Below are 9,392 nucleotides of genomic sequence, written 5' to 3'. Positions count from 1 at the left end.
CCAGGCGACAGCGAGCGGGTAGCCGACGAAAGAGACCACGTCGAGGATCGTGTGCGCCACGACGAGCGGCGCCGTGCGACCCCAGCGGGTGTAGCACCAGCCGAAGACGACGCCCATGGCGGCGTTGCCGACGAACGGTCCGATGCCCTGGTAGAGGTGATAGCTGCCGCGGAGCAGCGCCGATGCCGTGATGATCGTCCAGGTCGACCAGCCGAGCTCCCTGAGCCGGATGAAGAGGTACCCGACCACGATGAGCTCCTCGCTGAGCGCGGCGCGCACCGCGGAGAACAGCAGGATCGGGATCGTCCACCAGAACGTGTTGATGGGGGAGGCGACGACCGCGACCGTGATGCCGAGCGCCCGCCCGGCGAGGTACAGGCCCAGGCCGGGGATGCCGATCGCAAGCACGAGCAGGACGCCGCCGAGCAGGTCCCGTCGCGGCTGGGTCAGGTCGAAGCCGAGGCGGCGGAAACTGCTCGACCCGGGCCGCCAGAGCAGGTAGAGCACGAGGGCGACCGCGAAGAGCTCGAAGAAGATGCCGAGGAACTGGTACGTGAAGTCGAGCCATTCCCGTGTCGACTGCGAGCCGTTGATGGTTGTCGACTGGTTGCCGAGCGGGGTCGTGTCGGTCAGGCGAGCGACGATCGACACGATCGAATAGACGGCGGACGCCCCGAGCGACAGCCCGAGGACGATGACGACTTCCCAGGCCAGTCGCGCCCGGTTGGTACCGCCGGCTGTCACTCGGCGGGTTTCATCCGGCAGGCCGGCGTTCCGCCTGGCAGGCGGTGCCGGTTGCGGGCGACCACCCGGTAGCCGGCCTCAGCGGCCCAGGACCACGGCGGCACGGTGCCGAGCCAGCCGAGGAAACGCAAGCCGGGAGTGGGCTGGTGGCGAAGCAGGGCGGACACTGCGGCGGCACCGCCGAACCGCACTCCAGCGGGGTCGACGAGCCAGACCCGGGAGCGGGCATCCGCTTCGGTGAGCCCGTACGCCGGGAGATCGGTCCACTGGTACGGCGCGGCGTCCGGCATCACGGGCAACAGGCGGCGCATCCACCCGACGGCGGTCGTGCAGAAGGCACAGTCGCCGTCGAAGACCAGCAGTGTCGCGCGCGCACGTGTAGCAGCATCCATACCCCTATCCTCGCATCGATGAAAGCGCGGCGCGGCTGCGCGCGTTCTTCGCGCGACCACGCCAATTTCGGCGAAAGACTCCCTATCTGCGCAACGAATTTGCGCAAGATGTTTCGTCGAGGTAACGATTCCATCCGCGATTGTGCTTTTGGCTCAATGAATACTTAGGGTCAGAAGTATCTGAGGCGTCTTCGCGGTCCCGAATCGCGCGGCGTTTCCCTGCGCACTGGAGGAAAATTGAAAATCAGGAGACTGGGCATTCCCATCGCTCTGGCCACAGCGGGAGCGCTCATGCTCTCCGGCTGCGCCAGCGGCTCGACGACACCCGCGAAGACGGGTGACACGTCTGCGATCATCTCGACCAACGGTTCCGAACCGCAGAACCCGTTGATCACGACGAATACCACCGAAACCGGTGGCGGCAAGATCATGACGTCGATCTACGCCGGACTGGTGTCCTACGACGCCAAGGGCGAGGCCAAAAACGAGGTCGCCAAGTCGATCTCGGCCGACGACGCTCAGCACTGGACCATCACGCTCAACACGGGCTGGAAGTTCACCAACGGCGAGGCCGTCACGTCCAAGTCGTTCGTCGACGCCTGGAACTACGGCGCGAAAATGAGCAACGCCCAGGGCGCATCGTCCTTCTTCAGCAACGTCGAAGGCTACAGCGAAGAAGCCGACACCGAACTCACCGGGCTCAAGGTCGTCGACGACTCGACCTTCACGGTCGCTCTCAGCACGCCGCAGGCGGACTTCCCGCTCACCCTCGGCTACACGGCCTTCATGCCGCTGCCGTCCGTCGCATTCACCGACATGGCAGCATTCGGTGAGAACCCGATCGGCAACGGCCCGTACATGCTGGCCAAGACCGGCGCGTGGGAGCACAACGTCAAGATCGAACTCAAGACGAACCCCGACTACAAGGGCCTGCGCACCCCCGCCAACGGCGGACTGAGCATCGTCTTCTACTCCTCCCTCGACTCGGCATACGCCGACGCCCAGGGTGGAAACCTCGACGTGCTCGATGCCGTCCCCGACGCCGCGTTCGCGAACTACCAGACGGACTTCCCGGAGCGCTTCGTGAACCAGCCCGCCGCGATCTTCCAGGCATTCAACATGCCGTACTACCTCGAGCACTGGAGTGGCGAAGAGGGCAAGCTGCGTCGCGCGGCCATCTCGATGGCCATCGACCGTGATGAGATCACCAAGGTGATCTTCCAGGGCACCCGTACCCCGGCGACCGACTTCACCTCCCCGGTCATTCCGGGCTACACCGACGCTCTCAAGGGCTCCGACGTGCTCAAGTTCAACAAGGAAGAAGCCGTCAAGGACTGGGCTGCCGCTGACAAGATCTCCCCGTACACCGGCACGTTCGACATCGCGTACAACTCCGACGGTGGACACGCCGCCTGGGTCGACGCCGTGGCCAACAGCATCAAGAACACCCTGGGCATCAATGCAGTCGGCAAGCCGTACGCGACCTTCAAGGCCGCGCTCGCCGACCGCAAGGCGAAGACGCTGACCGGTGCCACCCGCGCCGGCTGGCAGGGCGACTACCCGGGCATGTTCAACTTCCTCGCGCCGCTGTACCAGACCGGTGCCAGCTCGAACTACGAGGCATACAGCAGCGCCGAGTTCGACGGCCTCCTCAAGCAGGGTTCGGCTGCCAAGACCGTCGACGATTCCACCGCCCTCTACCAGAAGGCCCAGGAAGTGCTGCTCAAGGACCTTCCGACCGTTCCGCTCTGGTATTCCAACGCCGTTGGTGTCTGGTCCGACAAGACTCAGAATGTCGTCTTCGGCTGGGACGGCGTGCCGCTGTACAACGAAATCACCAAGGGCTAGTTCCCCCGCTCAACCCCCAAAAATAGAACCCAGTTTCATGCGTAGCGATGCCCGGGGCACTCAGTCCCGGGCATCGCTCGCTAGACTCGACCAGTGATTGCGATTCTCATGACCGTTCGTTCCAGTGCGGGAACCTGATGCTCTGGTACACCGGCAAGCGCCTGCTCCAGATGATTCCGGTATTCTTCGGCGCCACCTTCCTCATCTACTTCATGGTGTTCTCCCTCCCCGGAGATCCCATTGCCGCCCTCTTCGGTGACCGGCAACCCGCGCCAGGGGTGATCGAACAGCTCCGTGTCCAGTACCACCTGGACCAGCCGTTCATCGTGCAGTACCTCATCTACATCGGCGGCTTCTTCCACGGGGATCTCGGCACCACGTACTCCGGTCGCGCAGTTTCCGACGTGATGGCCGCCGCCTTCCCGATCACCGCCCGGCTCGCGCTTCTCGCACTGTTCTTCGAGTCCGTCGCCGGTATCCTCGTCGGCCTCGTCGCGGGTCTCCGCAAGGGCAAGCTCTTCGACGCAAGCGCCCTCGTCGTCAGCCTGCTGCTGATCAGCGTGCCGACGTTCGTGATCGGCTTCATCCTGCAGTACGTCTTCGCGATCAAGCTCGGTTGGGCCCGCACGACGGTCAGCAGCGAGGCCCCGCTCTCCGAACTGGTCCTGCCGGCCATCGTGCTCGCCACCGTCTCGTTCGCGTACATCGTGCGGCTCACCCGGGCGAGCGTCTCCGAGAACCTCGGCGCCGACTTCGTGCGCACCGCGACGGCGAAGGGGCTGTCGAGACGCCGCGTCGTCACCGTGCACGTGCTGCGGAACTCGCTCGTTCCCGTCGTCACCTTCCTCGGCGTCGACCTCGGCTCTCTCATGGTGGGTGCGATCGTGACAGAGGGCATCTTCAACATCAACGGTGTCGGCGGCACCGTCTACAAGGCGATCAAACTCGGCGAAGGGCCGACCGTGGTGTCGTTCATCGCCGTCATGGTCGTGATCTTCGTGCTGGCGAACCTGCTCGTCGACCTGCTGTACGCAGCCCTGGACCCGAGGATTCGTTATGCCAAGTAATCGTCAAACGCAGCCGCACTTCGTCGCTGCGCTCGAAGACACCCCCATCGCTGCGGTCGACCGCCTCGACGAGACCGAGAAGGCCCGCAGTACCTGGGCGGATGCCTGGGAATCGCTGCGCGGCAAGCCCAGTTTCTGGATCTCGTCCGCCCTTATTCTGCTGATCGTGATCGTGGCCCTGTTCCCCGGCATCTTCACCCAGGTGGCACCGGACCAGAACTGCCTGCTCGCCAACAGCAACAAGGGACCGGAAGAAGGGCATCTGCTCGGCTTCACCCGGCAGGGCTGTGACGTGTACTCGCGGATGATCCACGGGACCCAGGCCTCCGTCACGGTCGGTCTGCTCGCAACCATGATCGTCACTCTCTTCGGACTCGTCGTGGGAGCCCTCGCGGGATACTACGGCGGCGTGTTCGACGCGATCGTCTCCCGGATCGGCGACATCTTCTTCGCCGTCCCGACCGTGCTCGGTGCGATCGTACTGATGTCGGTCCTCCCGGACCGCACCCCGGTCACGATCGCCCTGGTCCTTTCGATCTTCGCCTGGCCGCAAATCGCCAGGATCATGCGCGGTTCGGTGCTCTCGGCCCGGAACTCGGACTACGTCACGGCGTCGATCGCCCTCGGCGTCTCGAAGTTCCGGATCCTCGTGCGCCACGTCGTGCCCAACGCGATCGCCCCCGTAATCGTGATCGCCACGGTTTCCCTCGGCACGTTCATCGTCGCGGAGGCGACGCTGTCGTTCCTCGGCATCGGGCTACCGCCGCAGATCATGTCCTGGGGCAATGACATCAACGCGGCCCAGTCGTCGATCCGAACGAACCCCCAGGTGCTGATCTATCCCGCCATCGCCCTGTCCCTGACCGTGCTCGCCTTCCTGATGCTCGGCGACGCCGTGCGCGACGCACTCGACCCCGAATCGAGGGCACGCCGATGAGCCAGACCGTGATTGAACCCGTGACCACCGCCGGCCGGGACGAGAATTCCCCCCTCCTCGAGATTCGCGATCTCGAGGTCGGCTTCCAGACCCAGCACGGAGTGGTTCCCGCCGTGCGCGGCGTCAACCTCACGCTGTATCCCGGCCAGACCCTCGCGATCGTTGGCGAGTCCGGGTCGGGCAAGACCACGACGGCGCAGGCGATCATCAACCTGCTCGCCAACACCGGCAAGGTCACCGCCGGCCAGATCCTGTTCGAGGGACGCGACCTCACGACCCTCAAGCCCAAGGACATGCAGGACGTCCGCGGGCGCCTGATCGGCTATGTGCCCCAGGACCCGATGTCGAACCTCAACCCGGTCTGGAACATCGGCTTCCAGGTCGAAGAGGCCATCCGGGCGAACGGCGGCGCCATGAGCAGGAAGGCCGCGAAACTGCGCACCATCGAGGTGCTCAAGGAAGCTGGTCTCAGCGACGCTGAGGACCGGCTCAAGCAGTTCCCGCACCAGTTCTCCGGCGGCATGCGCCAGCGCGTGCTGATCGGGATCGGCCTCTCGGCCCGTCCGAAGCTGCTGATCGCCGACGAGCCGACCTCCGCGCTCGACGTCACGGTGCAGCGCCAGATCCTCGACCACCTCGCGACGCTCACGCGCGACTACGGCACCTCGGTGCTGTTCATCACGCACGACCTCGGCCTCGCGGCCGAGCGCGCGGAACAGCTCGTCGTGATGTACAAGGGCAAGGTCGTCGAGTCCGGTCCCTCGCAGGAGATCCTGGCCAACCCGCAGCATCCGTACACGCAGCGCCTCGTCGCCGCGGCGCCGAGCCTCGCATCGCGGCGCATCCAGTCGGCCAAGCACTCCGTCGCGGTCGAAGCGGATGTTTCCGCAGCCGGCTCGAACGACCAGGTTCTCGTGAACCGCGCGATCGAGCGGGAGCAGACCGCACCGGCCAAGGACCTGATCTCGGTCCAGGGCATCTCGAAGATGTACCGCATTCGCACCAAGGGCTTCAAGTACAACGAACTGCTCGCGGTCAACGACGTGTCCTTCGGCATCAAGAAGGGCACGACGACCGCGCTGGTCGGCGAGTCGGGCTCCGGCAAGTCCACGGTCGCCAAGCTCATCCTGCAGCTCGAATCCATCACGAGCGGGCAGATCGAGTTCGACGGCCAGGACGTCGCCGGCCTCAAGGGCGCGGACCTGCTGAAGTTCCGCCGCCGCGTGCAGCCGGTCTTCCAGGACCCGTACGGCTCCCTCGACCCGCAGTACAACGTCGGCAACACCATCGCAGAGCCGTTGCTCGCCCACAAGGTCGGCACCGCCAAGGAACGCCAGGCCCGGGTGCGGGAGCTCCTCGACCAGGTCTCGCTGCCCTGGGCGTCCCGGCACCGCTACCCGAGTGAACTCTCGGGCGGCCAGCGTCAGCGTATCGCGATCGCTCGGGCGCTCGCGCTCAAGCCGGACGTGCTCGTGCTCGACGAGGCGGTCTCCGCTCTCGACGTGCTCGTGCAGGGCCAGGTGCTCAACCTCCTGACCGAGCTGCAGACGGAACTCGACCTGACCTACCTGTTCATCACCCACGACCTCGCCGTCGTCCGCCTCGTCGCGGACAACGTCTGCGTCATGCAGCAGGGCCGGATCGTCGAGGCCGCGACGACGGACGAGGTCTTCGAAAATCCGCGTCAGACATACACGCAAGAGCTGCTCGCCGCGATCCCGGGCGGCAACTTCGAGTTCGGGCGCTAGACAGGACCGACCGGCTTCAGCGCCCGGAAACGGGGCGGGGACTGCGGTCCCCGCCCCGTTCGTCGTCCAAGCGGATGCCCGGAACACCCCGGAGACGCGGCCACAACGGGGCTCCCAGCCTCCCGGCAGGGAGAGTGCGGTAGGATTATCCGTTGGGTCGGACCTTGACCAAATACATCCATTCTTCGCCGCATCCGTTTGTCCGCGGCATCATTCTTCGTAAGGATTCACTTCATGGCGATTGCCACGCGCAATAACCTCCGAAATGTCGCAATCGTCGCCCACGTCGACCACGGCAAGACCACGCTGGTTGACGCGATGCTCCAGCAGACCAACTCGTTCTCGGACCACTCGCACGTGGACGAGCGCGCGATGGACTCGAACGAGCTCGAGCGCGAAAAGGGCATCACCATCCTCGCCAAGAACACGGCGATCTCGTACAAGGGCATCCACGCCACCGACGGCCCCATCACGATCAACGTGATCGACACCCCCGGCCACGCCGACTTCGGTGGCGAGGTCGAGCGCGGCCTGTCCATGGTCGACGGTGTCGTTCTCCTCGTCGACGCGAGCGAGGGCCCGCTGCCGCAGACCCGCTTCGTGCTGCGCAAGGCGCTCGAGGCCCACCTGCCCGTGATCCTCCTGGTCAACAAGACCGACCGCCCGGACGCGCGCATCGAAGAGGTCGTCGCGGAGAGCCAGGACCTGCTCATCGGCCTCGCGAGCGACATGGCCGACACGCACCCCGACCTCGACCTCGACGCCATTCTCGACGTCCCCGTCGTCTACGCGTCCGGCCGTAACGGCGCCGCGAGCCGCAACCAGCCCGAGAACGGCCAGTTGCCCGACAACGCCGACCTCGAGCCGCTCTTCGAAGCGATCCTCGAGCACATCCCGGCCCCCGTCTACGACGACGAGCACCCGCTGCAGGCCCACGTCACCAACCTCGACGCCTCGCCGTTCCTCGGCCGCCTCGCGCTGCTCCGCGTCTTCCACGGCACGATCCGCAAGGGCCAGACCGTCGCCTGGATCAAGCACGACGGTTCGGTGCACAACGTGCGCGTCACCGAGCTCCTGATCACCAAGGCTCTCGACCGCTACCCGACCGAGAGCGCGGGCCCCGGCGACATCGTCGCCGTCGCCGGCTTCGAGGACATCACCATCGGTGAGACCCTCGCGGACCCCGACGACCCCCGCGCGCTGCCGACCATCACGGTCGACGAGCCCGCCATCTCGATGACGATCGGCACCAACACCTCGCCCATCATGGGCAAGGTCAAGGGCCACAAGCTCACCGCCCGCATGGTCAAGGACCGTCTCGACCGCGAACTCGTCGGTAACGTCTCCCTGAAGGTCGTCGACATCGGACGCCCGGACGCCTGGGAGGTCCAGGGCCGTGGCGAACTCGCCCTCGCCATCCTCGTCGAGCAGATGCGCCGCGAAGGCTTCGAGCTCACCGTCGGCAAGCCGCAGGTCGTCGTGCACCGCGTCGACGGCAAGATCCACGAGCCGTACGAACACCTCACCATCGACTCGCCCGAAGAGTACCTCGGCGCGATCACCCAGCTCCTCGCCGCGCGCAAGGGCCGCATGGAGAACATGGCGAACCACGGCACCGGCTGGGTCCGGATGGAATTCATCGTTCCGTCCCGCGGCCTGATCGGCTTCCGCACCCAGTTCCTCACCGACACCCGCGGTACCGGTATCGCCAACGCGATCTTCCACGGCTACGAGGCCTGGGCCGGCCCGATCATCACCCGCAACAACGGCTCGATCGTCGCCGACCGCAACGGCGTCGTGACGCCGTTCGCGATCATCGCCCTGCAGGAGCGGATGTCCTTCTTCGTCAACCCGACCGAAGAGGTCTACGAAGGCATGGTCATCGGCGAGAACTCGCGCGCCGACGACATGGACGTCAACATCACCAAGGAAAAGAAACTGACCAACATGCGTCAGTCCACCTCCGACACCTTCGAGTCGATGACGCCGTCGCGTCAGCTGACGCTCGAGGAGTGCCTCGAATTCGCCCGTGAAGACGAGTGTGTCGAGGTGACCCCCGCGATCGTGCGTATCCGCAAGGTCGAGCTCGCGGCATCCGCTCGCGCACGCAACGTCTCGCGCATCAAGAAGCAGGACGCGAACTAGTCCCAGCTTGTCGGCGGCGCCGGCGGTTACGCTCTGGTAGACCAGAGCGGCACCGCCGGCGCCGTTTGTTTTGCCCCACGACTGAGGAAGAGAAGAAGATGACGACACCCCTCCTGCACGCCCGCGTCCTGGCGACGATCGCGCTTGCCCTGGTCGGCGGCACGCTGCTGACCGGATGCAGCGCCGACGCCGCGCAGAACGCCGTGAACGGGGCCGTGCAGGGTGCGACAAACGGAGACGTGAGCCTGGGCGGCGCGCTCCCGGCCGGCTGGCCGTCCGAGGTGCCCATCGTCGACGGCGAAATCCTGTTCGCGTCGGCCCAGAAGGGTGACAAGCCCGGCTGGACCGTGACCGTCAAGGCAACCGCCGCCGATCCCGTAGCCGAGGCCACCCGGACCCTGACGGCCGCCGGTTTCGTGGCCGGGAGCGACGTCTCGGCGACGGTGGGCTCCGCAGGTCTCGTCTCGATGAAGAACGATCACTACGCGGTGCTCGTCGCTGGAAACACGGA

Annotated in this window: 8 protein-coding genes; 6 read left to right on the top strand and 2 right to left on the bottom strand. The window is 65.8% G+C overall.

Going from position 1 to position 9,392, the window contains the following annotated elements:
* Both QN345_RS11890 and QN345_RS11885 read right to left on the bottom strand, forming a co-directional pair.
* Positions 1-744 (bottom strand): CPBP family intramembrane glutamic endopeptidase (locus QN345_RS11890; protein ID WP_323508678.1); only part of this gene is annotated, 744 nt, incomplete at its 3' end.
* The gene (locus tag QN345_RS11885; RefSeq protein WP_322136190.1) at positions 741-1,136 is read right to left on the bottom strand and encodes a DUF393 domain-containing protein; all 396 of its coding nucleotides are present in this window, start codon (positions 1,134-1,136) and stop codon (positions 741-743) included. The genes QN345_RS11885 and QN345_RS11890, both read right to left, overlap by 4 nt.
* Before the next feature lie 237 nt (positions 1,137-1,373).
* Between QN345_RS11885 and QN345_RS11880 the strand changes: the two genes are divergently transcribed.
* The 6 genes from QN345_RS11880 to QN345_RS11855 all read left to right on the top strand — a co-directional run.
* Entirely contained in the window at positions 1,374-2,984 is a 1,611-nt protein-coding gene (locus tag QN345_RS11880) for an ABC transporter substrate-binding protein (protein WP_322140711.1), read from the top strand.
* A gap of 137 nt (positions 2,985-3,121) precedes the next feature.
* Positions 3,122-4,051, top strand: coding sequence for an ABC transporter permease (locus QN345_RS11875; protein WP_322136188.1), 930 nt, complete (start codon positions 3,122-3,124; stop codon positions 4,049-4,051).
* Positions 4,041-4,988: an ABC transporter permease gene (locus tag QN345_RS11870; protein WP_322136187.1), complete on the top strand. Its 948-nt coding sequence runs from the start codon at positions 4,041-4,043 to the stop codon at positions 4,986-4,988. Before QN345_RS11875 ends, QN345_RS11870 begins: the two co-directional genes overlap by 11 nt.
* The gene (locus QN345_RS11865; protein ID WP_322189595.1) at positions 4,985-6,736 is read left to right on the top strand and encodes an ABC transporter ATP-binding protein; all 1,752 of its coding nucleotides are present in this window, start codon (positions 4,985-4,987) and stop codon (positions 6,734-6,736) included. The genes QN345_RS11870 and QN345_RS11865 overlap by 4 nt, the downstream gene beginning before the upstream one ends.
* A gap of 234 nt (positions 6,737-6,970) precedes the next feature.
* Positions 6,971-8,881 (top strand): translational GTPase TypA, encoded by a 1,911-nt coding sequence (gene typA / locus QN345_RS11860; RefSeq protein ID WP_134449530.1) that lies wholly within the window; start codon positions 6,971-6,973, stop codon positions 8,879-8,881.
* A 98-nt stretch (positions 8,882-8,979) separates the two neighbouring features.
* Positions 8,980-9,392: hypothetical protein (locus tag QN345_RS11855; protein WP_323508677.1), on the top strand; the 413-nt coding region annotated here is incomplete at its 3' end.

It is taken from the genome of Cryobacterium sp. 10I1 (assembly GCF_035019805.1).
GTDB lineage: Bacteria > Actinomycetota > Actinomycetes > Actinomycetales > Microbacteriaceae > Cryobacterium > Cryobacterium glucosi.
This window is presented reverse-complemented; position numbering and strand designations above follow the sequence as displayed.

Coding starts and splice junctions, on each gene's coding strand:
- QN345_RS11875 (WP_322136188.1), top strand. CDS start 3,122: ATGCTCTGGTACACCGGCAAGCGCCTGCTCCAGATGATTCCGGTATTC.
- typA (WP_134449530.1), top strand. CDS start 6,971: ATGGCGATTGCCACGCGCAATAACCTCCGAAATGTCGCAATCGTCGCC.
- QN345_RS11865 (WP_322189595.1), top strand. CDS start 4,985: ATGAGCCAGACCGTGATTGAACCCGTGACCACCGCCGGCCGGGACGAG.
- QN345_RS11870 (WP_322136187.1), top strand. CDS start 4,041: ATGCCAAGTAATCGTCAAACGCAGCCGCACTTCGTCGCTGCGCTCGAA.
- QN345_RS11885 (WP_322136190.1), bottom strand. CDS start 1,136: ATGGATGCTGCTACACGTGCGCGCGCGACACTGCTGGTCTTCGACGGC.